At 71.5% G+C, this 22,823-nt stretch carries 20 protein-coding genes and 1 tRNA gene; 13 read left to right on the top strand and 8 right to left on the bottom strand.

The genetic code is table 11. The features are described 5' to 3' along the window. Positions 1-55: 55 nt before the first annotated feature. On the top strand, positions 56-1,480 hold the full coding sequence (locus FXF68_RS24635; protein ID WP_148763091.1) for a pyridoxal phosphate-dependent decarboxylase family protein: 1,425 nt from the start codon (positions 56-58) through the stop codon (positions 1,478-1,480). 1 nt (position 1,481) lies between these two features. Here FXF68_RS24635 and FXF68_RS24630 read toward each other — a convergent pair whose 3' ends face one another. After that, positions 1,482-2,288, bottom strand: a complete 807-nt coding sequence (locus tag FXF68_RS24630; RefSeq protein ID WP_246178919.1) for an SAM-dependent methyltransferase — start codon at positions 2,286-2,288, stop codon at positions 1,482-1,484. Between the two features lie 247 nt (positions 2,289-2,535). Here FXF68_RS24630 and FXF68_RS24625 point away from each other — a divergent pair, with 247 nt between their 5' ends. Beyond that, entirely contained in the window at positions 2,536-3,669 is a 1,134-nt protein-coding gene (locus FXF68_RS24625; RefSeq protein ID WP_246178918.1) for a cytochrome P450, read from the top strand. 116 nt (positions 3,670-3,785) lie between these two features. On the opposite strand, the gene FXF68_RS24620 is transcribed toward FXF68_RS24625, so the two are convergent. Beyond that, positions 3,786-4,520: an isocitrate lyase/PEP mutase family protein gene (locus FXF68_RS24620; RefSeq protein WP_148763085.1), complete on the bottom strand. Its 735-nt coding sequence runs from the start codon at positions 4,518-4,520 to the stop codon at positions 3,786-3,788. 127 nt (positions 4,521-4,647) lie between these two features. Between FXF68_RS24620 and FXF68_RS24615 the strand changes: the two genes are divergently transcribed. The 4 genes from FXF68_RS24615 (at position 4,648) to FXF68_RS24600 (ending at position 10,293) form a co-directional block, all read left to right on the top strand. After that, positions 4,648-5,676 (top strand): alpha/beta hydrolase, encoded by a 1,029-nt coding sequence (locus FXF68_RS24615; protein ID WP_148763083.1) that lies wholly within the window; start codon positions 4,648-4,650, stop codon positions 5,674-5,676. Between the two features lie 356 nt (positions 5,677-6,032). Further along, positions 6,033-7,997: a M4 family metallopeptidase gene (locus FXF68_RS24610; RefSeq protein ID WP_187438092.1), complete on the top strand. Its 1,965-nt coding sequence runs from the start codon at positions 6,033-6,035 to the stop codon at positions 7,995-7,997. A 71-nt stretch (positions 7,998-8,068) separates the two neighbouring features. Beyond that, a complete protein-coding gene (locus tag FXF68_RS24605; RefSeq protein WP_148763079.1) occupies positions 8,069-9,604 on the top strand; it encodes a M28 family peptidase in 1,536 nt (511 codons plus the stop codon). Between the two features lie 467 nt (positions 9,605-10,071). Next, positions 10,072-10,293 carry a DUF2277 domain-containing protein gene (locus FXF68_RS24600; protein WP_148763077.1) on the top strand — a complete coding sequence of 74 codons (222 nt, stop codon included), beginning with the start codon at positions 10,072-10,074 and terminating at the stop codon, positions 10,291-10,293. A gap of 16 nt (positions 10,294-10,309) precedes the next feature. Here the strand turns inward: FXF68_RS24600 and FXF68_RS24595 are convergent, their stop codons facing one another. Continuing rightward, positions 10,310-11,329 (bottom strand): aspartate-semialdehyde dehydrogenase, encoded by a 1,020-nt coding sequence (locus tag FXF68_RS24595; RefSeq protein ID WP_148763075.1) that lies wholly within the window; start codon positions 11,327-11,329, stop codon positions 10,310-10,312. Positions 11,330-11,443: 114 nt separating this feature from the next. Beyond that, a complete protein-coding gene (locus FXF68_RS24590; RefSeq protein ID WP_148763073.1) occupies positions 11,444-12,595 on the bottom strand; it encodes an acyl-CoA dehydrogenase family protein in 1,152 nt (383 codons plus the stop codon). Between the two features lie 129 nt (positions 12,596-12,724). Here FXF68_RS24590 and FXF68_RS24585 point away from each other — a divergent pair, with 129 nt between their 5' ends. Continuing rightward, positions 12,725-13,045, top strand: a complete 321-nt coding sequence (locus tag FXF68_RS24585) for a PspC domain-containing protein (RefSeq protein ID WP_246178917.1) — start codon at positions 12,725-12,727, stop codon at positions 13,043-13,045. A gap of 12 nt (positions 13,046-13,057) precedes the next feature. Here the strand turns inward: FXF68_RS24585 and FXF68_RS24580 are convergent, their stop codons facing one another. Both FXF68_RS24580 and FXF68_RS24575 read right to left on the bottom strand, forming a co-directional pair. Further along, a complete protein-coding gene (locus FXF68_RS24580; RefSeq protein WP_148763071.1) occupies positions 13,058-14,407 on the bottom strand; it encodes an MFS transporter in 1,350 nt (449 codons plus the stop codon). Positions 14,408-14,553: 146 nt separating this feature from the next. Continuing rightward, complete coding sequence (locus tag FXF68_RS24575) at positions 14,554-14,895, bottom strand: metallopeptidase family protein (RefSeq protein ID WP_148763069.1); 342 nt, start codon at positions 14,893-14,895, stop codon at positions 14,554-14,556. Positions 14,896-14,927: 32 nt separating this feature from the next. On the opposite strand from FXF68_RS24575, the gene FXF68_RS24570 reads away from it, so the two are divergent. From FXF68_RS24570 to FXF68_RS24560, 3 genes are all read left to right on the top strand, one after another. Continuing rightward, positions 14,928-16,637, top strand: a complete 1,710-nt coding sequence (locus tag FXF68_RS24570) for a metallophosphoesterase family protein (protein WP_246178916.1) — start codon at positions 14,928-14,930, stop codon at positions 16,635-16,637. 74 nt (positions 16,638-16,711) lie between these two features. Next, positions 16,712-16,787 (top strand) — tRNA-Glu (locus tag FXF68_RS24565). A gap of 212 nt (positions 16,788-16,999) precedes the next feature. After that, a complete protein-coding gene (locus FXF68_RS24560; protein ID WP_148763067.1) occupies positions 17,000-17,746 on the top strand; it encodes a hypothetical protein in 747 nt (248 codons plus the stop codon). 58 nt (positions 17,747-17,804) lie between these two features. On the opposite strand, the gene FXF68_RS24555 is transcribed toward FXF68_RS24560, so the two are convergent. After that, positions 17,805-18,437, bottom strand: a complete 633-nt coding sequence (locus FXF68_RS24555) for a hypothetical protein (RefSeq protein ID WP_148763065.1) — start codon at positions 18,435-18,437, stop codon at positions 17,805-17,807. Between the two features lie 128 nt (positions 18,438-18,565). Here FXF68_RS24555 and FXF68_RS24550 point away from each other — a divergent pair, with 128 nt between their 5' ends. Then, positions 18,566-19,447, top strand: a complete 882-nt coding sequence (locus FXF68_RS24550) for a helix-turn-helix domain-containing protein (protein WP_148763063.1) — start codon at positions 18,566-18,568, stop codon at positions 19,445-19,447. Positions 19,448-19,509: 62 nt separating this feature from the next. Here FXF68_RS24550 and FXF68_RS24545 read toward each other — a convergent pair whose 3' ends face one another. Then, entirely contained in the window at positions 19,510-19,722 is a 213-nt protein-coding gene (locus FXF68_RS24545; protein ID WP_187438091.1) for a DUF397 domain-containing protein, read from the bottom strand. Between the two features lie 169 nt (positions 19,723-19,891). Between FXF68_RS24545 and FXF68_RS24540 the strand changes: the two genes are divergently transcribed. Both FXF68_RS24540 and FXF68_RS24535 read left to right on the top strand, forming a co-directional pair. Further along, positions 19,892-20,746 carry an AfsR/SARP family transcriptional regulator gene (locus tag FXF68_RS24540; protein WP_187438090.1) on the top strand — a complete coding sequence of 285 codons (855 nt, stop codon included), beginning with the start codon at positions 19,892-19,894 and terminating at the stop codon, positions 20,744-20,746. Beyond that, complete coding sequence (locus FXF68_RS24535) at positions 20,743-22,770, top strand: hypothetical protein (protein WP_148763057.1); 2,028 nt, start codon at positions 20,743-20,745, stop codon at positions 22,768-22,770. The genes FXF68_RS24540 and FXF68_RS24535 overlap by 4 nt, the downstream gene beginning before the upstream one ends. The last annotated feature ends 53 nt before the right edge of the window (positions 22,771-22,823 follow it).

Below are 22,823 nucleotides of genomic sequence, written 5' to 3'. Positions count from 1 at the left end.
CCAACGGTCACTCCTGCCACTTGGGACGGCCGGGCGCGGACGCGAGAGTCGGACCATGGAGCCCTTTCCCGTCGGACGGGCGTCGTTCGGCCCGTCCCGCCTCGCGGCGGACGAGCTGTGGCGGCGCGCCGTCGAGCTGATCGAGGACGAGCGCGCGGACGTCGCCGGACGCGCGGTCAGCCCGCCGATCGACGTCGCACACCTGCGAACCGTGATCGGTGGTTATGACTTCGCTCGCCCGGCGCCCGCCGAGGACGTGCTCGGCGCGGTCGCGGAACTGCTGCGGACGGCGACCGTCCACACCACGCACCCGCGCTACTTCGGCCTGTTCAACCCGACGCCGACACCGCTCGGCGTCGTCGGCGAGACCCTCGCGGCGGCGTTCAACCCGCAGCTCGCCGCGTGGTCGCACGCGCCCGCCGCCGCCGAGATCGAGGCGCACCTGCTGCGCTTCCTCGGCGGCCGGCTCGGCTACCCGGCGGAGGCGGTCGCCGGGTCGTTCACCAGCGGCGGCGCGGAGGCGAACCACACCGCCGTGCTGCTCGCGCTGACCCGCACCTGGCCGCGCTACGGCACCGACGGCCTGCGCGCCCTGCCCGGACGTCCGGTCATGTACGCGTCGGCGGAGAGCCACCTCGCCTGGTTGAAGATCGCGCACGCGACCGGGCTCGGGCGGGACGCCGTGCGGCTCGTCCCGACCGGGTCCGACCTGCGGCTCGACGGCGCCCGGCTCGCCGCGCTGGTGGCCGCCGACCGGGCGGGCGGCGACCTGCCGTTCCTCGTCGTCGCGACGGCCGGGACGACCGCCGCCGGAGCCGTCGACCCGCTGCACGACCTCGCCGACCTGTGCCGCGACCAGGGCCTCCGCCTGCACGTGGACGCCGCGTACGGCGGCGCGGCCGCGCTGTCGGACCGGCTGCGGCCCGCCCTCGCCGGGATCGAGCGCGCCGACTCGATCACGGTGGACGCGCACAAGTGGCTGAGCGTCCCGATGGGCGCGGGCGCGTTCCTGTGCACGGACGCGGCGGGCCTCGCGGAGACGTTCCGGGTGACGGCGTCCTACATGCCCGCGGACGTCCCCGACACCGTCGACCCGTACACGTCGGGCATGCAGTGGTCGCGGCGGTTCATCGGCTTGAAGCTGTTCCTCAGCCTGGCCGTAGCGGGCCGCGCCGGATACGCCGAGCAGCTCGACCACGACGCCGAACTGGCCGACCTCCTCCGCGCGCGGCTCGCCGGAACGGGGTGGGAGATCGTCAACGACTCCCCGTTCCCGGTGGTCTGCTTCGCCGATCCCGGCGACGGCACGCGGGCGCACCACGACGCGCTCGCGCGGACGGTCGTCGACGGTGGACGGGCCTGGATCAGCCCGGTCGAGCTGGCCGGACGTCCCGCGCTGCGCGCCTGCGTCATCAGCCACCGCACCACGTCCGCCGACGTGGAGGAACTCGTCCGGGCGGTGAACGACGCGCGCGGGTGAGTCAGGGAACGCGGGCGACGGCGCAGAGCATGGAGACGTCCGCGACGGACGGCCGCTGCTCCTCGGGGATCTCCGGACGCCAGTCGACCACCGACGTGATCCCGGGCGGCAGCAGTTCGAGGCCGTCGAAGAACCGCGTGAACTCCTCCGTGCTCCGCAGCCGGAACGGGACGCCGCTGCGCTCGTTCGCCTCCACGCTCTCCGCGTACTGCTCGGGCGTCAGGAAGTCGTTCGTCGCGTGCGTCATGACCAGGTGGCTGCCGGACGGCAGCGCCGACAGCAGCCGCCGGACGATCCCGTACGGGTCGTGCTCGTCGGTGACGAAGTGCATGGTCGCGACCAGCATCAGCGCGACCGGGCGCGACAGGTCGAGGGTGTGCGCGAGGTCGGTGTCGGCGAGGATCTTCTCCGGGTCGCGGAGGTCGGCCTCGATGTAGGCGGTCCGGCCCGCGGGCGCGCTGGTCAGCAGCGCGCGGGCGTGGACGAGCACAACCGGGTCGTTGTCGACGTAGACGATGCGGGACGTCGGCTCGATGGCCTGCGCGACCTCGTGCACGTTCCCGGCGGACGGCAGCCCGGTGCCGATGTCGAGGAACTGGTGAATGCCCGCCTCGCCCGCCAGATAGGTGACGACGCGCTTCAGGAACGCGCGGTTCTCGCAGGCGGACAGCCGGACGGTCGGGAAGGCGGAGGCGACGGTCTCCGCGGACTCGCGGTCCACCGCGAAATTGTCCTTGCCGCCGAGCCAGTAGTTGTACCGGCGGGACGGATGCGCCTTCGTCGGGTCTATCCCCGGCGGAACCTCCACACCCCACCTCGATTCGTCGTCCGCCGCGCCCCCGCGCCGGAAATGGAGATCACAACAGCCCATTGTGCAGGGCGGACGGCCGTTCCGCACGTCCGGGGCAGATCACCCGGGCCGGTGCTGTGAAATGGTGGGCGAACCGTTGCGCGACGGTAAAGGATCGTTCCACAAGACGGCGCCGACCCGGAAGGCAGCAGTGGACCTCTTCTACAGTCCGTTCGACTTCGCGATTCAGGATGACCCTTACCCGGTGTATTCGGCACTGCGCGAAAAGTCACCGGTGTACCGCAACGACAATGACGACTTCTGGGCGTTGTCGCGGCACTCGGACGTGGTCGCCGCGTTGAAGGATTCGGCGCGTTTCTCCAGCCGGAACGGCCTGCGGATCGAACCGGCGTTCTGGGGCCCGGACGCGGAGCGGTTCTTCTCGTTCGTCGCGATGGACCCGCCGAAGCACACCCGGATGCGCGGGCTCGTGTCGCGGGCGTTCACGCAGAAGCGCGTCCAGGAGCTGGAGCCGCGGATCCGGGAGATCGCCCGCGAGTGCGTCCGGCCGCACCTGGAGGGCGGCACGTTCGACCTGATGCGGGACGTCGCCGGGCGCTTCCCCACGGACGTGATCTCCGAGCTGGTCGGCGTGCCCGCGTCCGACCGCGACAAGGTCCGCGAGCTGGGCATGGCGATCATGTACCGGGACGAGGACGACGCGGGCGGCGACCTGCCGCCGGAGGCGCGGCAGGCGATCGGCGCGCTCGTCGGCTACTACACCGAGCTGACGATAGAACGATCCAAGCGGCGCGCGGACGACCTGCTCTCCGGCCTCCTCGACGCCGCCGAGGGCGACGACCGGCTCACCCCGGAGGAGATCGTCGGCGTCCTGATCCTGCTGGTCGGCGCCGGGATCGAGACGACGATGCTGACGCTCGGCAACGCCTGGCACGCCGCCTGGCTGCACCCCGAGCAGCGCGAGGAGGCGCTCGGCGGGCGGACCGCCGACTGGATCGAGGAGACCCTCCGCTGGGACCCGCCCTCCCAGGCGCTCGCCCGCACCACCACCGAGGACGTCGAGCTGCACGGCACGACGATCCCGGCGGACTCCCGCGTCCTCCTGCTGGTCGGCGCCGCCAACCGCGACCCGGACGTCTTCCCCGAGCCGGAGAGCTTCGACCTCGACCGCGACACCGGCGCGTCGCTCGCGTTCGGCAACGGCCGCCACCACTGCCTCGGCGCGAACCTCGGACGGCTGGAGGCGCGGCTCGCGCTGAACGAGATCACGAGCATCGTCGCCGACTACGAGATCGACGTCGACGCGGCGGTGCGGGTCCGCTCGTCCAACGACCGCGGCTTCGCCTCCCTCCCCACCCGGATCACCGCACGCCGCTGACCCGCCCGGCCCCCTCGGACGCCCGGGCCCTCGGACGCCCGGGCCCTTCGGACGCCCAGGCCCCTCGGACGCCCGGGCCCCTCGGACGCCCAGGCCCCTCGGACGCCCGGGCCGCGTCAGGCGTGCGGGTCTTCGCCTGACTTGACGCGGGTCGCGAACTGCTTCAAGGCGTCCAGGGCGCGGCGGTACGGGAGCGGGCCGTAGGAGATCCGGGCGGCGCCCGCGGCGGCCAGGTCGGACGGCGTCACGCCCGGCCTGTTGTTCGCGTTGACCGGGCCCGGCAGGGCCTTGACCAGGTCCGGGAGGACCTCGAACGGCGCGGTGATCGGGTACAGGCAGTCGGCCCCGGCCTCGACGTACATCCGTCCGCGCGCGATCGCGGCGTCCAGCGCGTCCGGCGCCTGGGTGACGAACGTGTCGATCCGGGCGTTGATCACCAGGGCGTCCCCGGCGGCGGCCCGGACGGCGGCGAGGTACTCGGCCTGCGCCGCGGGCTCGACCAGCGCACCGGCGCGCGAGTCCTCCAGGTTGCAGCCCGCGGCGCCGATCGCGAGCAGGCGCTCGACCAGCTCGGCGGGCGGCAGCCCGTACCCGGCCTCGGCGTCCACCGTCACGGGCACGGACGCGGCGCGGACGACCCGGCCCGCGGCGGCGAGCATCTCCTCGACCGGCGCGCCCTCATGGTCGGGGTAGCCGAGCATCGCGGAGACCGCCGCGCTCGCCGTGGCGAGCGCGGGGAATCCGAGTTCCTGGACGGCGGCGGCGCTCGCCGCGTCCCAGACGTTCGGCAGCAGCAGCGGATCGCCGGGCACGTGCAGGGCGCGCAGAACGGCGGCGGCGTCATCGGTCATGGCTGGTTCCTTTCCCTCCCCCAAGGGGACCGGCTCGACCGCCCGATTGTGACACCCGCCTCCGACACTGGCGCGGTCCATGTCCGGGTACCGTCGAAGTGATCATCATCGACGAAGGGGTACCGCGATGCTGCCGTGGTCGATCGAGTTCGCCGGACGCCTGGAAGAGCACGTCGTCAGCAGTGAACTGCTGCGCGGCAACCCGCTGAACGACCCGCACGAGCGGCCCGTCCTCGTGTACGTCCCGCCGGGCTACGACGACGAGCCGGACCGCCGCTACCCCACCGTGTACGTGATCACCGGGTTCACCGGGCACGTCGGCATCTGGCGGAACCGGATGCCGTACCGGCAGCCGTTCCCCGAGACGGCGGACGCGGTGTTCGCCTCCGGCGAGGCCCCGCCCGCGATCGTCGTGTTCGTCGACGCCTGGACGGCGCACGGCGGCAGCCAGTTCGTCGACTCGCCGGGCACCGGCCGCTACCACTCCTACATCTGCGACGAGGTCGTCCCCTGGGTGGACGCCCGCTACCGCACGCTCGACGCCCCCGCGCACCGCGCGATCAGCGGCAAGTCCAGCGGCGGCTACGGCGCGATGATCACCCCGATGCTGCGGCCCGACCTGTTCGGCGCGCTCGCGACCCACGCGGGCGACGCGCTGTTCGAGTACTGCTACCTGCCCGAGTTCCCGAAATGCGTCCGGCACCTGCGCAAGTACGACGGCGACATCTGGCGCTGGTGGGCCGACTTCAACTCGCGGACCTCGTTCACGAAGCCCGAGGACATGGAGCTGCTCAACGTCCTCGGCATGGCCGTCTGCTACTCCGCGCGCGAGGACGGCACGCCGGAGCTGCCGTTCGACCCGGTCACCGGCGTCCTGCGGCAGGACGTCTGGGAGCGCTGGCTCGCCTGGGACCCGGTCCGCATGGTGCCCGCCCACGCCGACGCGATGCGCGGGCTGCGCGCGATCTGGATCGACGGCGGCACCCGCGACGAGTGGTTCCTCGACGTCGGCGCGGACGCGTTCCGCCAGGCCCTCCTCGACGCGGGCGTCAAGGAGGACGTGATCCGCTTCGAGCTGTTCGACGCGGGCCACGGCGGCATCGACTACCGCTACCCCCTCGCCCTCGCCTGGCTCTGCCGCGCCATCGCCCCCTGACGAAGGCCCCGCCGGGGGAGGGCGCCCCAACGCGCGCCGCCCCGCGATGGTTCCCGCGCGGCGGCACCGATCCGCGAGACACCGGACGGGCCGGGCCGATCCACGATCGGCCCGGCCCGTCCGCGCTGCTCAGCGCCCCTCTTTCCGAAATTCCATGTGACAGTTCCCGGGAAATTGAAAATCCAGAACCAAATGGATTCATTGACACTTTTAACAATTAGAGGTGCACTTCGGGTCAGTTCATCCGGATGAGCACCCCCATCCCCCCGCCGGACGGGCGGCGGCCCCCACGCGGAGCGCTCCCACGCGGACCTCCGGGCGCCGCGCCATGCCCGGCAGCTGGCAAAGGAGCACCCGTGAGACACCAGACCGCGATCGGGGCGGCGGCGTTGTCCGTCGGCCTCGCCGTGGCGATGTCCGCACCCGCCTCAGGTGCCTCGCCCCGCACCGCCCCCGCGTCCCCCGCCAAGCCCGACCCGCGCGCCGTCGCCGCCGCGTCCGCCGACCGGCTCGTGGCGGCGAGGCCCGCGGCGTTCAAGAAGACGGCCAGGGAGCAGGTCGTCCGGCTCGGCGTCACGTCCGAGCGGCAGGGCCTCCAGCACGTCGCGTACACGCGCACGTACAGCGGCCTGCCCGTCATCGGCGGCGACTTCGTCGTCACCACCAACGCGAGCGGCGGCGTGCTGAGCACGTCCGTCGCCCAGCCCGCGAAGCTGAACCTCGGGACCAGGGCCACGGTCTCCGCCGCCGCCGCGGCGAAGACGTCCAGGGCCGAGGTCGCCAAGGTCGAGAACACCGGCGCGCCGCGGCTGAGCGTCCTCGCGGACGGGGCCGGACGCCTCGTCTACGAGACCGTCGTCACCGGAGCAAGGAAGAACAACGCCCCGACGCAGCTCCACGTCCTCGTCGACGCGAAGAGCGGCAAGGTCGTCCAGAAGTGGGACGACGTCAGGGACATCGCCGACGACCGCAGCTTCTACCACGCCACCGTCGACCTCAGCACCGCCCCGACGACGATGACGGACCCGCTGCGGCCCGGCGTCCAGTGCGGCGGCCAGGACGGCGCTCCCTTCACCGGCCCCGACAGCGCCTGGGGCAACGGCAGCGGCACCGACCTGGAGACCGCCTGCGTCGACTCCATGTACGCCGTCCAGAACGAATGGGACATGCTGGGCCAGTGGCTCGGCCGGAGAGGCATCGACGGCGGCGGCAGGGGGTTCCCGCTCCGCGTCGGCCTGAACGACGCCAACGCGTTCTGGAACGGCCGCTACACCACCTTCGGCCACAACTCGGCCGGCAACAGGCAGGCGACGTCCACGGACATCGTCGCCCACGAGAACGGCCACGCCGTCTTCACCACCACGCCCGGCGGCGACAGCGGCGGGAACGGCAACGAGAAGGGCGGCCTGAACGAGTCGGCGGGCGACATCTTCGGCGCGCTGACCGAGCACTACATGAACGAGCCCGCGAACCTCGACCCGCCGGACTACCTGGTGGGCGAGGAGGTCGACCTCGTCGGCCAGGGCCCGATCCGCAACATGTACGACCCGGGCGCGCTGAACGACCCGAACTGCTACTCGACGCAGATCCCGCGCATCGAGGTGCACTCGGCGGCCGGTCCGCAGAACCACTGGTTCTATCTGCTGGCCGAGGGCTCGAACCCGACCAACGGGAACCCGAAGAGCCCGACCTGCAACGGCAAGGCCGTCACCGGCATCGGCATCCAGAAGGCCGGACAGGTCTTCATGGGCGGCCTGAACCGCAAGGTGTCGAACTGGAGCCACGCCACGGCGCGCGTCCAGACGATCAACGCCGCGCTGCAGGCGTTCCCCGGCTCCGCGACCGAGTGCAACGCCGTCAAGGCCGCGTGGGACGCGGTGAACGTCCCGGCGCAGAGCGGCGAGGCGTCGTGCGGCACCCAGCAGAACGACTTCTCCCTCGCGCTGAGCGCCGGGTCCGGCCGGACCATCGCGGGCAGGACGGCGACCGCCACCGTCACCACGCAGGTCACCGGCGGCAGCGCGCAGCAGGTCGCGCTGTCGGCGACGAGCAGCCCGGCGGGCCCGACCGCGACGTTCGCGCCGAGCACCGTCACGGCGGGGCAGTCGTCCACGATGACCGTGCACGTCCCGGCCGGAACCGCTGACGGCACGTACAAGCTGACCGTCCTCGCCGACGGCGCGTCCGTCGACCGGACGGCCGCCTACACCCTGACGGTCGGCGCCGGGCGGTCCGTCCGCGTCCTCGTGGAGGCCGCCGACGCGGGCGCCGCGAGCCTCGTCGAGGCCGGGCTCGACGACATCACCGTCACCAGTTCCTGACCGCCCCCTGCCCGCGGCCCGCGACGGGGCCCGCTCCCCCGTCGCGGGCCGCATCCCTCCCAGGAGAACACATGAGATCGCGCATGACGGCGACCATCGGGGCAGCCGCCCTGGCGGCGACCGCCCTGCTGTCGGGGGCCGCCGCGGCGGCCTCCCCCACCCCCGCCACCGCTACCGCCACGGCGGCCGCGCCGGACATCCCGGTCGCGAACGTCAAGGCCCACCTGTCGCAGTTGCAGAGCATCGCGAGCGCCAACGGCGGCAACCGCGCCCACGGGCGCGCGGGCTTCAAGGCGTCGATCGACTACGTGAAGGGCAAGCTGGACGCCGCCGGCTACCAGACGTCCGTCCAGTCGTTCAGCTACAGCGGGGCCACCGGCTACAACCTGATCGCCGACTGGCCGGGCGGGGACGCCAACAACGTCCTGATGACCGGCGCGCACCTCGACAGCGTCAACGCGGGGCCCGGCATCAACGACAACGGGTCCGGGTCGGCCGCGAACCTTGAGGTCGCGCTCGCCGTCGCGCGGGAGAAGCTCCAGCCGCAGAAGCATCTCAGGTTCGGCTGGTGGGGCGCCGAGGAACTGGGCCTGATCGGGTCGAGCCGCTACGTCAGCGGCCTGCCCGCGGCCGAGCGGTCGAAGATCAAGGGCTACCTGAACTTCGACATGGTCGGCTCCCCGAACCCCGGCTACTTCGCCTACGACGGCGACGGGACGAGCGGCGGCGGCGGCCCGGCCGGGTCCGCCGAGATCGAGAAGGTGCTGCGCGACTACTTCGCCAAGATCAACGTGCCGGTCGAGGACACGGCGTTCGACGGACGCTCCGACTACGGCCCGTTCATCGACGTCGGCATCGCGGCGGGCGGCCTGTTCACCGGCGCGGAGGACTACAAGACCGCCGCCGAGGCGCAGAAGTGGGGCGGCCAGGCCAACGCGCCGTTCGACCGCTGCTACCACTCGTCGTGCGACACGACGTCCAACATCAACGACACCGCGCTGGACCGCAACTCCGACGCCATCGCCTACGCCGTCTGGACGCTCGCGGGCGCGGGCGGCACGCAGCAGCCCGGCGAGGTCGTGTACTCCGACGACCTCGAGGCCCCGACCGGCTGGACGGTCAACCCGTCCGGCACCGACACGGCCACCGCGGGGGCCTGGGAGCGCGGCACGCCGCAGCCGACGTCCTACTCGGGCACCGGTCTCCAGCTCGCCGCCGCGGGCGGCAGCGGCGCGCTCGTGACCGGCGCGGCCGCCGGGGCCGACGCCGGGGCGAACGACCTCGACGGCGGCGTCACCACCGTCCAGTCGGCGGCGCTCACGCTGCCCGCCGACGCGCGGACGCTCTCGTTCTCCTGGCTCTTCGCCCACCTGAACAACAGCGGGGCGGACGACCACCTCCGCGTGCGGGTCGTCGGGCCGAACGGATCCACGACCGTGCTCGACCAGTCGGGCGCCGCGGCCAACCGCGCGGGGGCCTGGCAGACCCAGACGGCGGATATCTCCGGTTACGCCGGGCAGAGCGTCCGAATCGTCGCGGAGGCGGCCGACGCGGGCGGCGCGAGCCTCGTCGAGGCCGGCCTCGACAACTTCAAGATCACCAAGTAGGAACGGTAACGACGCAGTTCAGGAGCCCTTTTTCAGAAATTCAACAGGCTCCGTTCACAACCTTGAAAATACAGTGGCGAATGGATTCGTTGACAGAGTACCGGCCGCCACGGTGTTCTTTTTGGGACAGCCCATCCCCCTCCCCCCGGGCTGACAACCGGCGGCCGCACGGGACGAATCTCGGCCCGGCCCGTGCCCCCGCCGCTCCCATCGGGGCCCCGCCCCCCGCCGGGCCACGACGCCGGCCGCTCCGCCGGCGTCGTGGCCCTGACTTTCCGGTAACCACGCCGGGCGCCCGGTCCGGCGCCCGGCGTGACCCGGACCGGCGGGACGCGAACGGCCCGACGCGAACGGCCCGACGCGATCGGCCCGACGCGAACGGCCCGACGGGCCCGGCGGGACGCGACCGGACCGGCGCGGGAAACGGACCGGCGTGAAACGTCCGAGGCGCGGGTCACAATGGGAGCATGTGCCGAAGTATCAAGACGCTCCGCCCGCCCTTCAGCGAGGACGTGACCGACGACGACGTCCGGGCCGCCGCGCTCCAGTACGTTCGCAAGATCTCCGGGTTCCGCGCGCCCGCCGCCCACAACGCCGAGGCGTTCGACCGGGCGGTCGAGGAGGTCGCGCGCAGCACCGCCGCCCTCCTCGACGCCCTGGAGATCCGCGGCGCCCGCCGCTCCGCCTAGCCCCCGCGCCGCGCGGCTACTCGGCGGCGATCAGCTCGGCGATCTGGACGGTGTTGAGCGCCGCCCCCTTGCGCAGGTTGTCGCCCGCGCAGAACAGCGCGAGCCCGTTCTCCACGGTCTCGTCGCGGCGGATGCGGCCCACGTAGGTCGGGTCCTGCCCGGCGGCCTGGAGCGGCGTCGGGACGTCCGAGAGCACGACCCCCGGCGCCCCGGCGAGCAGCTCGCTCGCCCGCTCCGGCCCGATCGGACGCTCGAACCGCGCGTTCACCTGCAGCGAGTGCCCGGTGAACACCGGGACGCGCACGCACGTCCCGGACACCTTCAGGTCCGGGATGCCGAGGATCTTGCGGCTCTCGTTGCGGAGCTTCTGCTCCTCGTCGGTCTCGGCGAGGCCGTCGTCCACGATCGAACCGGCCATCGGCAGGACGTTGAACGCGATCGGCCGCACGTAGACCGACGGCTCGGGGAACTCGACGGCCGCCCCGGAGTGGGTGAGCCGGTCGGCGCCCTGGACGGTCTTCGCCGCCTGGTCGTGCAGCTCCGCGACACCGGCGAGGCCGCTGCCCGACACCGCCTGGTAGGTCGACACGACGAGCGCGGTCAGCCCGGCCTCAGCGTGCAGCGGGCGCAGCACGGGCATCGCGGCCATCGTCGTGCAGTTCGGGTTCGCGATGATCCCCTTGGGGCGGTCCGCGGCGGCGTGCGGGTTGACCTCGGCGACGACGAGCGGGACGTCCGGGTCCATCCGCCAGCCGGACGAGTTGTCGATCACGACCGCGCCCGCGGCGGCGACCTTCGGCGCCAGTTCCCTGGACGTCGTCTTGCCCGCCGAGAACAGCACGATGTCGAGCCCGGAGTAGTCGGCGGTCGCCGCGTCCTCCACGGTGACCTCCGCGCCGTCCCAGGGCAGCCTGCGCCCCGCCGACCGGGCGGACGCGAACAGCCGCAGCTCGTCGACCGGGAATCCGCGTTCGGCCAGGATCTCGATCATCTTGGCCCCTACCTGGCCGGTGGCGCCGACGATCCCGATTCTCATGCCGCTCCCTCTGGGTAGATCGCTGTGACCTGGAGTGTTGCTTTGACCTGGAGTGTTGCCCAGGTCGGAAGGGTCGTCCAGTCAATAACCCTACGCAGACGGTTCAAGCTTCCCTTAACGGAACGCGTCCAGCCCCGTCACGGCCTTGCCCAGGGTGAGCAGGTGGATCTCCTGCGTCCCCTCGTAGGTGAGGACGCTCTCCAGGTTGTTCATGTGCCTGATCACCGGGTATTCGAGCGTGATCCCGTTGGCGCCGAGGACCGTCCGGGCCTCGCGCGCGACGTCCAGCGCCGCGCGGACGTTCGCGAGCTTCCCGAACGACACCTGCTGCGGGGTGGCGCCGCCCTCGTCCTTGAGCCGCCCGATGTGGAGCGCGACGAGCCCCGCCTGCCCCAGGGCCACCTCCATCCACGCGAGCTTCTCCTGGGTGAGCTGGAACGCGCCGATCGGCCTTCCGAACTGCTCGCGGGTCTTGGCGTAGTCGACGGCCGCCTCGTAGCAGGAGCGTCCGGCCCCGATGGCGCCCCAGACGATCCCGTACCGCGCCTCGGTCAGGCAGCCGAGCGGCCCTTTCAGACCCTTCACCCCGGGCAGCATCGCATCGCCCGGAACGCGCACGCCGTCCAGGACTAGCTCCGACGTGATCGACGCTCGCAGCGACATCTTCCGGTGAACGTCCCCGGCGCTGAACCCTGGCGTCCCCTTGGGGACGAGGAAGCCGCGGATCCCGTCGTCGGTGCGCGCCCACACGACCGCGACGTCGGCGACCGACCCGTTCGTGATCCACATCTTGGCGCCGTCCAGGACCCAGTCGGAGCCGTCCCGGCGCGCCCGCGTGCGCATGTCGCCCGGGTCGGACCCGCGGTCGGGCTCGGTCAGCCCGAAGCAGCCGAGCGCCTCCCCGGCCGCCATTCTCGGCAGCCACTCGCCCTTCTGCTCCTCGGACCCGTACTTGTGGATGGCCGTCATCGCCAGCGACCCCTGCACGGACACGAAGCTGCGCAACCCCGAGTCGGCCGCCTCCAACTCCCGGCACGCGACCCCGTAGGCGACCGCGCCCGTCCCGGCGCAGCCGTAGCCGGTCAAGTGCATCCCGAGCAGCCCGAGCTTCCCCAGTTCAGGGGCCAGTTCCCGGACGGGGAACGTCCCCTCCTCGAACCATCCGGCCACCCGCGGCGCGACCGCCTCCGCCACGAACGCCCGGACCGTGTCGCGGACGAGCCGCTCCTCGTCCGTGAGCCGGTCGTCGACGCGCAGCACGTCCATGGGGCCTCCTCCGGTGGGCTTCCACGAGCGTACGTCGGGGCCCGTCCCTGAACCGCCGGAGGCCCCCTCAGGGACGAATCAGGGCGAATCCGGATGTCATAGCCCTCCGAGGCTGGGCATCATCGAGGCATGGACATGAACAAGAACACCACCGCAGACAGGAAGCTCCGCCGCACCCGCGAGGGTCGCATCATCGCGGGCGTCTGCTCAGGCGCCGCCGAGTTCCTCGGCGTGGACGCCAACATCGTCCGGCTCGGCCTCGGCGTCTTCACCCTCTTCGGCGGCGCCGGCGTCGCCCTCTACGCGATCGCCTGGATCCTGATCCCCGAGGAGGGCGCCCAGACGTCGATCGCCGAGGACCTCTTCAAGAAGGCCGGCGACTCGCCCAAGGTCCAGGACGCCGTGCAGAAGACCAAGGACGCCGTGAACAAGAACCGCACCCACGTCTGACCGGAGGACGGCTCAGGGAGCCGGCGCCGACCCGCTGACGCCCGACAGCTCGTCACCGCCCGATGGGGGCGCGGCGACGACGAGGGGATCGGTGCGGTCGCGGGAGCCGGCGACGACGGTGCCGCGGAGCCGGTTCCAGACCAGGGTCAGCATGGCGGCGGCCGAGAGGCCGAGGGCGCCCGCGAGGGCCACCACCGTCTCCGGGCCGAGCAGTTGGGCCGCGGCGCCGCCGACGAGGATGCCGAGGCCCTGGCCCGCGAGGATGCCGGACTGGGCGAGGCCGAACGCGCGGCCCCGTCCGGACGCCGGCACCGCGGCCACGAACGCGGCGTTCGCCGCGAGCTGGTAGGCGCTGCCGACGCCGGACAGCGCCCACAGCGCCACCACGCCCCACAGCGGCGGGTGCGCGCCCGCGCCGACCAGCGGCAGGCAGGCGAGCATCGACATCCACCCCATCGCGTGCAGCCGGTTCGCCGGACGGACGAACCGGCTGAACAGGAACGCCCCGACGACCATCCCGGTCGGCATCGCCGACAGCAGCAGGCCCACCGTGACCGCGCGTTCGTCACTGTCCTCGAACGTCGCCGCGTACGGCGCGGCGAGCCCCTCGGGCACGACGTAGAACGCGCACAGCCACGCGAACAGCACCAGCGACCGCAGCACGGGGTCGCCGAAGACCAGGCGGACGCCGTCGCGCGTCCCGCGCCACAGCCGGAGCGCGTCCCGCTCCCGCCGGACGGACGGGGCCCGCCGCCGCAGCCCGCCGACCAGGATGAGCGCGGACGCGCCGAAGGTCAGCGCGTCCAGGCCGAGGGCCCCGTGGGTCCCGACGGCGGCGACGACCGCGCCGCCCGCGAGGAAGCCGAGCATCTGCGTGCCCTGGTGCGTGATGTTGTTGATCGCCGTGCCCGCGACATATCGGTCGCCCTCCAGGACGTCCGGCAGGACGGCGGCGCGGGCGGCGGTGAACGGCGTGCCCAGCAGGACCGTCACGAACACCAGGGCGGACAGCACGCCCACCGGCATCGCCACGAGCGCCATGAACGCGACCAGCCCGGCCCGCAGCACGTCGCACACGATCATCACGGTGCGCCGCGGGAACAGGTCGGCGAGCCCGGACAGCACCGGTCCGCCGACGATCGGGGGCAGGTACGTCAGCGCGTACACTACGGCCGTGAGCAGCGCGGACTTCGTGTGGTCGTACACCAGAACGGCCAGCGCGACCTGCGCGAGCTGGTCGCCGACGAACGACAGCGCCTGCGCCAGCCAGAGAGCACGGAACTCGCCCACCGCGAAGACCTCGCGGTAGGTCGCCTGCTCCTCCGGCGGACGACGATGCCGACCGGTCTGCCTTTCCGCCACGCATGCTCCAGTTCCGCCGCCCCGCCTTCGGGCGACGTCCCTATTAACTCACGCTGCGTGGCAGTTATGTGACCTACAGTGCGCAAATCATGGCCTGGCATGACCTGTTTTCGTCCGGCGGGCCAGCCCGGCCCGGACGAAAGGGATCAATATCCGAGGTCATGGAGCCGCCGATCGTCGATGCCGAAATGATGGGCGATCTCGTGGACGACCGTGATGCGGACCTCTTCCACCACGTCGTCCGCGGTGTCGCAAATTCGGAGAATCTCATTGCGGTAGATGGAAATGTGATCGGGCAAGACGCCGCCGTACCAGTCTCCGCGTTCGGTAAGGGGTACCCCTTGGTACAGGCCGAGCAGCCCCCGCTCCGGCGCTTCGTCCTCGACGACGATGACGACGTTGCGCATGTGCGCGGTCAGCTCGGACGGGATGGTGTCGAGGGCCTCGGAGACCAGGTCCTCGAACTCATCGCGCGACAACTCCATCACACCGACGATTCTGCTCGACAGAAGGGACAGACGTGCCGAAGGCCCCCGCCGCGCTGACCACCGCCCTCGCGACCCCCCGTCGCGGCGCCGCCCGCGCCTGGCGCCGCCTGCGCGGGCTCGCCGCCCCCGGAGCGGCCCGCGTCCGCGCCGTCGGCGCCCCGGTGGCGCGGCGCGCCCGGCCCGTCGTCACGAGCCGCTGGGCCCGCCTCCTCCTCGTCGCCGCCGTCGGCCTGGCGGGCGGCTACGTCGGCCTCCTCCTCGGCGGACGCTCCGTCACCCCGGTCGGGCCCACCGACGTCCAGCTCAGCCTCCACCCGTCCCTGCACGGCGGGACGACCCTCGACCTGCCGCCGCTCGGCTCCCTCCGCCTCGACACCCACTGGGGCCCGGTGTCGCTGGAGGCGAGCCTGACCGACGTCCGTCCCGAGCAGGCGCAGAAGCTGATCGAGAACGGCTCCGAGGTCGACCGGCTCACCGACGAGATCGCGGTCCAGCTCCGGGAGGGCCTGATCGACCTGCTGATCCGCGCCGCCCTGTTCGCGCTGCTCTCCGGGTTCGTCGCGGCCCTCCTGCTGTTCCGCTCCTGGCGGCGCGCCCTGGTCGGCCTCGGCTCCGCCGCCCTCGGGCTCGTCGCCGTCACCCTCCTGACCTGGACGACGTTCAACCCGCAGTCCGTCGCCGAGCCCCGCTACACCGGCCTGCTCGGCAACGCCCCGCAGATCTTCGGCGACACCCGCAACGTCTACGAACGGTTCTCCGCCTACCGCGCCCAGCTCGCCCACCTCGTGGGGAACGTCTCCCAGTTGTACGCGGCGGCGTCCACCCTCCCGACCTACGAGCCGGACCCGTCCACCATCCGCGTCCTGTCCGTCTCCGACATCCACCTCAACCCGGCCGCGTGGAACGTCATGAAGTCGGTCACCACCCAGTTCAAAATCGACCTCATCGTCGACAGCGGCGACCTCATGGACCACGGCAGCAAGGCCGAGGACCGCTTCGCGGGCGAGATCTCCAACCTGAAGGTCCCCTACGTCTACGTCCGCGGGAACCACGACTCCAAGTCCTCCCAGCGGGCCGTCGCCAAGAACAAGAACGCCGTCGTCCTGGACGACGCCACCCGCGACGTCAAGGGCCTCCGCATCTTCGGCATCGGCGACCCCCGCTTCACCCCCGACAAGAGCACCCGCGACGACTTCGTCGGCGCCGACCAGATGCGCGCCCAGGGCCTCGTCGTCGCCGACCGCCTCCGCGCCTCCGGCACCACCCCGGACATGGTCGTCGTCCACGACCCGTCCGAGGGCGAGTCCTTCTCCGGCATGACGCCCCTGATCGTCTCCGGCCACGCCCACGCCCGCTCCACCAAGCTGCTCCCCACCGACACCCGCCTCTTCGTCCAGGGCTCCACCGGCGGCGCCGGCCTCCGCGGCCTCGAACACGAGGAACCGACCCCGATCGAGCTCTCCGTCCTCTACTTCAGCCGCGCCACCCACCGCCTCCAGGGCTGGGACGACCTCCGCCTCGGCGGCCTCGGCCTCACCTCCGCCCAGATCGAACGCCACCTCGAACCGAAGCCGGACCGCGCCATCAAGCCGTCCCCGCCCGCACCGTCCCCGCCCGCGTCGCCGACCTCGCCGTTCCCGTCCCAGTTCCCGTCCGACTGGCCGTCGCGGACCCCCTCGTCCCCCACGTCGTCCCCTCGCACGTCCCCCACCTCGTCCCCCCGCACCACCCAACCCGGGTAACCGTTTGCGCGCCGCCCCGCCCCGTCCTCTACACTTGGCCAGGTCGAGTGGCGGCCGTCCCCGCCACCACCCGGGCCCCCTTCGTCTAGCGGCCTAGGACGCCGCCCTTTCAAGGCGGTAGCGCCGGTTCGAATCCGGTAGGGGGTACCACCACGACCGGCGCGCGGCGTCGCCTCCCGGACCGAACGCCGCGGCCGACCTTCACGGCCTCCGCTGAATTCAGTGCGGCCGGACCCTCCCGCTTCGTGACGACCGTCACATCCTCCAAACGTCGGGTCGCGGCGAATAGGTGATGTCAGCGCGCAACGCCGCCGAGAACCGCGGCGGAGCGCCCACCACGTCGCACCTACGCGGGGGTTCTTTTGCACAGACGGATATCAGCGCTGCTCACGATCCTTGCGCTGTCACTCACTGCGGCGCTGCTGGGGGCGGGACCAGCCTCCGCGTCGCCGCTGGACCCGCCCACCGGCACTACCAATTCGCAGACCGAACCCGGCGACGAGGGCGGCGATCCCGGCAACGATCCGCGCTTCCACCCTCCGCCGCGGCCGTGCTCCACCGAGCCCTGCCTGGGGAGCGACCCCGGGACCGGTGGCGGCGGAGACCCGGGCGACACACCGTCGCCGGAACAACGGAGGGCCATCGACAACGCCGTCAACGCCGCCAAGAGGGCGCTCGTCGACAAGCCCAAGTGCTTCGACACCCTCAGCCCCACCGACAGCCGCTCGCCCGACCCCACCAACCCCATCACGGCGCTGGACACGGCAGACGTCCTGTTCACGAACCAGACGGTCGCTGCCGCCGCTTACGCGTCCAGAGAAAACGGCAAGGCGACGATCGGGATCTATCCCGGCTTCTTCTCCCTCAACATCGCTACACCGTCCGTTCTCGGCTACGTCGACCCCGACATCTACTTCGATCTCCCGGCGGTTCAGCTGTCCACAGCAGACCTGCAGCTTGTCACCATGCTGCATGAGCTCGGGCACTTGACCGGCGTGAACACCCATCCGGACGCGACACAAGGTCCCCTCACCCCGGAGAAGGTCAACCAGAAGTTCAACACTCAGGTCTACGTGTACTGCCTTGACCAAGGCGCGGCCTACCAGTGAACCACCCCGGTCGCCGTCACTCTCGGGTGGCGGCGACCGGCCCGCTCGCGCCCGCGGCTCAGGCGCCCTGACGGTGGCGCGCCATGCTGATCACAGTGTTTCCGCAGGTTCGCACCCAGCCCCGATGGACGCGGTCGCCCACCCGCACCTCCACGGAGGGGTGGAAGGCTCCCGGCTCGATGCCGTCATGGCCGTGCCGGACGATCGCGCGGTACAGGTCGTCGGAGGTGACCAGCACCAGCGGAGCCGTCGTCCGGCGGAGTTCCTCTTTCACGCGTTCGTGGTCGAGGAGCCGGAACGCGACATCCAGGGCCTCACCAAAGTGCCCTCGCCCGTCGAAGTAGGTCTCGCCCGTGTGAAGGACCACGCGGACCCTCATCCGGTGCGAAGGGTCCAGCGCGTTGTGTTCGCTGAGGGATGCTCCGAGTGCGGGCAGCACCGTGTCGAACATGCGGGTCTTGGGGGCGCCGTCCACGGCGCGTATGAGCACGAGGACGCCGTCTCCGCGGTCGACGAACGCGTCGCGGTGGCGCCTGCCGAGACCGGCGGCGGCCAGAGCCTCCTCGAGCGCCCGGTACAGGACGGCCCGCAGCCGCGCCTTCCCCGGGTCGGGGAAGGCGGTGGAGTTCTCGATGTCCGTGGCCAGGATCGTCCGGTGCCGCGGCACCGGACGCCTCTCCGCCGAATCCATATGAATCATGCTGAATCAGTCGCCACAGCCAGTCAAGAGCTAGACCAGTCCTGTAATAGCAGTTGACGGACACTTCGCCATCTTGCTTGCCTGTGCAGCGAATCGACTCATAATGAATCATGGGATCAATGACTGCGGGCGACGACGAGCCGGACGTGCTGGCCAGACGGCGGCGGCTGGGCGCCGAGCTGCGGCGGGTGCGGACCCTCGCCGGCCTGTCCGGCCGGGAACTCGCGCGGCTGACCGGCCTCAGCCAGTCCAAGGTGTCGCGGATCGAGTCAGGGACGGCGATCCCCGCGCTGCCCACGGTGGTCGCGTGGGCGGACGCGGTGAAGGCGGCGGAAGAGGCGAAGGCGCAGCTCGTCGCCCTGACCGAGGCGGTCTTCACCGATGTGCACACGTGGGGCGACGTGCGGCGCGACCGTACGCACCTGCAGGACGGCATCGGCCGGTTGGAGCGGACCGCGCGGCGCATCCTCGTGTACGAACCGTCCGTCGTGCCCGGCCTGCTCCAGACGGCCGAGTACGCCCGCCGCGTGTTCACGCTGCTCGAACCCGAGATCACGCCCGCCGAGCTCCCGACCGTCCTCGCCGCTCGGCTGGAGCGCCAGATGGCCCTGTTCGAACCGGAGCGGGCGTTCGCCTTCCTGATCACGGAGGCGGCGCTGCGCTGGCGCCCCGGTCCGCCGAGGCTGCTGCGGGCCCAGCTCGACCGCGTCGCGTCGCTCAGCGCCCAGGACAACATCGCCATCGGCCTCATCCCGCTGGACGCCGAGGCCGTCGCCACTCCCCCGCACGGCTTCGTGCTCTTCGAAATGGACGAGGAAAGGGACGGCGACGGCCTGGCGATGATCGAGGCCGTCCACGCCAATCTGACCGTGAACGACCCTGAGGGACTGGACCTTTACCGCCGCCGGTGGTCACGGCTGGAGCACATGGCTCTTCACGGCGACGAGGCCAGGACGCTTCTCGACGACCTCGCCCGCTCATTCGAGGGAGAGTGCCGATGAGTCCGCCCGCCTTCGCTCCGGGGGCGTCCCGGCGATTCCGGAACGCCCCCGGAGCGACGGCCTCAGATGCCGAAGAGCTCGTGCTTCACGCGCTCAAGCTCGGCGTCGATGATGCGGCGGCGGAACTCGGCGTACTCGTCGGCGCCGAACACCAGCCCCGGCTGGTAGGGGTTCTTGGAGTCGCGGATGATCACGACTTCGCCCTTGTCCTCGATCAGCACGCAGCCCCCCTGGTTGCAGGAAAGCTTGGTCTCGGGAAGCAGATCGCGCTTCATTCGGAGCCCTCTTTTCTCTCGGGTGAGGTTTCCTTTCACCTGCAATCCAAGCAAGAAGCCCATGTGCACGACATAGCGCGATTCATGCTATTCGCATGTTTCTTGCACATGCGCCGAACATGCCGTCCCGAAGAATTATCCGAGCACCACTCGACGAAGGCTGGCCGACGTGAAGTACGAACTGTTAGGCCCGGTGCGGGCCCACACGGGTGAAGGCTGGGTCACATTCCAGCCGCAGGGTGAACTGTTCCTCGCATCGCTCCTGCTGGCCGAGGGACGACGCGTCGGGCACGACCGGCTCGTCGAGTGCGTCTGGGGAGGCGCCCGGCCCAGCGACCCTCCGGACCAGCTCCGCCGCCTGGCCCACCAGGTACGCGACGCTCTGCGGCGACGCGAAGTGGTCCGAACCGAGCCCGGCGGCTACAGCCTCGCGGTCGGGCAGGAAGAACTCGACGTCTTCCGCTTCCGCGAGAAGGTCGCCCAGGCCGAGACGGCGGACGCGGAGGACGCCGTGCCCCTCCTCCAAGAAGCGCTCGGCGAATGGGGCCGCAGCGTCGAACCCCTCCCCGGCCGACACGGGGAATGGGCCGACTCGGTCCGCCGAACCCTTCAGGAAGAACGCCGCGAGGCGCAGACCGCGTTGTTTCTCGCCGAACTCCGCTCCGGCCGCAACCCCAATCTCGTCGCCGACATCCGGGGAACCATCGACGAGAGAAATGGCCCCGAGGACGACCTCCGCGTCCTGCTGATCGCGGCACAGTTCCGGTCGGACGGCCGATGGCGGGGCGGGGCCGACCTTGAGCACGTCCTGCGGGAGGCCGAGCGAAAGGGGGTGCAGGCCAGCGATCGCCTCCTGCGTGTCCTCCGCGGCCCGGGAGGGGAGGTTCCGCGGACCGGAGAGCGGGCGCGGCAGTCCGGCCCCGTCTTCACCAACACGGCGACGGGAAACGCGAGGGTCGGCAACCAGGGCATCGCCAACGGCCCCATCCACATGGGCGGCTCCGGACGAGAGGAGCAGTCGTGAACGGCGCGGCCGGGCACCCGTTCCACAACATCGCCAAGGACCATTCGAATGTCGCGAACCAGGGCATCGTCAACGGCGACGTCCACCTCTATGTGACGAGCGACGACGCGCCGCCGCGGGAGAGGTTGGAAAAGGCCCGCAACTGCCTCGCCGCCGGAATGGCGACACCGGCGCGGGTCTGGCTCCGGGAGCTGTTCACCTCGGGGGCGGACACGTCGAACGAAGTCCTGTACTACTGGATCCTGGCGATCGTGAGCCAGCGCACGCTCGCCGACCTGAACGAAGAGGAGTACGGCGACCTCAACAACGCGTTCGCCTACGTCCACCGCAACCCCACCGACACATGGTCGGCGGCCATCGAAGTGATCCGAAGGTTCATCGAACTCCGGCACCGCCAGGAGACGGCCGAGGAGACCGACCCGGCGGATCTTGAGAAGGCCAGGGAGTGCTTCGGGGGCCTGATGGTGGAGCGCCAGGTCGAGATCCAGTTCCACCTCAAACGGATCGAGACGGGTGCGACCCAGGACGCCGTCGAGGAGGTGGAGGCCGAGCAGGTACGCGTCAACCGGATGCGGCCGTCCCGCCGACACCGCGTGTGGAAGTACTTCGAGCCCGTGCCCGAGCAGCCGCGCGCGAGGATGCCGGAGGAGCCGCGGCTGACGTCCGTTCAGGTGTTCCTCGCCGTCCTCGGCCTCCCCACGCTCGCCTTCGGCTTCCTCCTCCCCCTGGTCAAGGTCTTCTCGCAGAAGCCCGCGTTCGTCCTGGTGCTCCTCATCCCGATCGCCACGGGCGGCGCTCTCCTCGGCTACTTCGGTCCTCGGTGCGTCCCGTCCCGGTACGTCCCCTTCGACACGGACTCCCCACTCGACCGCGCGTTCCGCGCCTCCATCCGCGACACGGTCGACCGGATCTTCACCGACACGGGACGGCCCGCCGGGGGGTATCGGCTCGTCTGGATCGCGCGCACCCGTCGGATCAGGAGCCTCCTCGCCAAGGAACTGGCGCGCCTCTACGCCGTCCCGCGCATCCGGCCCGGTGGAATCGACTGGCTGATCCGGTGGCACGCCGAGCAGACCTTCCAGCGCTGGCGGGCGGGCGACCTCCGGGAGCGGGACCGCTCCGTTACAGACATCCTGGGGGTCGTCCTCGGCGCCGTCGCGGGCGGCCTTGGAACGCTCGTCCTCCTGGGCGCCGCCGTCCTGGTGATGAAGGCCGCCGTGCTGCTCGTGCTGCTGATGCTGCCCGGCGGCGCCGCGCTGACCGCCGGGAGCCGCCTGGACGTCTACCTCCTCCGGCTCCGCCGCCTTCCCGCCGAGCGCGACCTCGCCCAGCGTCGGTGGAACGCCGAGTACCAGGAGTACGTGCGGTGGGCGGGAGTGCTCAGCGATCGGCCCACCGATGTGGAGATGGCGGACTGGCTCAACTACGACGAGATCCACCTGATGACGATGGTCCGCAAGCAGTACCGCCTGGCCAACGTCGACGTGATCGAGTACGCGGTGCTGACCGAGCCCGCGCCGGGTGCCCGCCGTGCCCGCGTCCGGCGCGGCCCTTGGCGGTACAGCGCGTACATCGTCTGGTTGTACCTGCTCACCGAGGCGGGAGTGCGCCAGGTCACCGTCCAACTGGACTTCGCCACGGGGGTCGCGAGCAACCAGGAGCGCACGACGTTCCGGTACGACGCGATCGCGTCGGCCGGAATCCAGGAGATCGGCATCGGCTTCGCCGACGGTCGCCGCGAGGTACTCCCGCTCGACGGCAGGCTGCTGGTCAGCAAGAACTTCACGCTCGCCCTGCTGAACGGCCAGAACTTCCACGTCGGCATCGAGAGCCTCAGCGAGGCCCGCGGCGAGCAGGACGACGTGGACTGGCTCGTGCACCTCTCGCTCGACGGCACCGTCGCCGACAGCGCTCTTCGCCTGCTCGAGGAGGTGGCGGCCGAAGGCGGCGAGCGCGTTTCGCAGAGCCGGCGCCGCCGCGGATTCCCTCCGTTCGCCGGACCGGACAAGGAGCGTGACGCGTAGCCGGGCCTCCTGCCGCAGACACCCGGCGCCCCGGTGGCCGGTGTCTGCCGGGG

The sequence above is a fragment of the Actinomadura decatromicini genome, from assembly GCF_008121305.1.
In the GTDB taxonomy this organism is placed as follows: domain Bacteria; phylum Actinomycetota; class Actinomycetes; order Streptosporangiales; family Streptosporangiaceae; genus Spirillospora; species Spirillospora syzygii.
Note: the sequence above shows the minus strand (reverse complement) of the source record. Positions and strands in the feature narration are given on the sequence as shown.